This is a genomic window from Gemmiger sp. An120 (assembly GCF_002160955.1).
In the GTDB taxonomy this organism is placed as follows: Bacteria; Bacillota; Clostridia; order Oscillospirales; family Ruminococcaceae; genus Gemmiger_A; species Gemmiger_A avium.
The window spans coordinates 1-635 of record NZ_NFLN01000046.1 but is presented as its reverse complement, the minus strand read 5'-3'; the positions used below and the strand labels follow the sequence as shown (position 1 = coordinate 635).

General features: G+C 42.5%; 1 pseudogene. It reads left to right on the top strand.

Annotation, left to right across the window (positions count from 1 at the left end):
• Positions 1-635: pseudogene (locus B5E65_RS16300) on the top strand (restriction endonuclease subunit S); the annotation flags it as partial.

Below are 635 nucleotides of genomic sequence, written 5' to 3'. Positions count from 1 at the left end.
ATCCTCAAGTAACGGTCTCGAAAAGCGTCCGAAACTCCGCTTCCCTGGCTTTGATGAGCCGTGGTGTAGCCACAAATTCAGCTCTGTATTTTTCTTCTTGCAAAACAACACTCTTTCACGAGCTGAGCTTGATGCAACCGGAGATGTGCTGGATATTCATTATGGTGATGTATTGATCAAATACGGAAGTATTCTCAATGCCACAGACAACACCATTCCCCACATTATTTCTGGGCATGAAAGCACAAATTACGACTATCTTCAAGACGGGGATATAATTGTTGCAGATACCGCCGAAGATGAAACGGTTGGAAAAACAATTGAACTATTGAATATTTCCGGCAGAAAGATCGAGGCTGGACTGCATACAGTTCCGTGTAGACCTCTTTTCCCGTTTGCATCCATGTATTTGGGGTATTACATGAACACCCCCCACTATCACAAGCAGCTCCTTCCTTTAATGCAAGGTATTAAAGTTCTGTCTATCAGCAAGGGTAATATTTCTAAAACTGAAATCTCATCTCCACAAACGATTGCTGAACAGGAAAAGATAAGCCGTTTTCTATATCTGCTGGATCAAAGGGCAGCGGCTCAGAGTAAAATCATTGATGCCCTCAAGAAGTATAAAAGAGGTG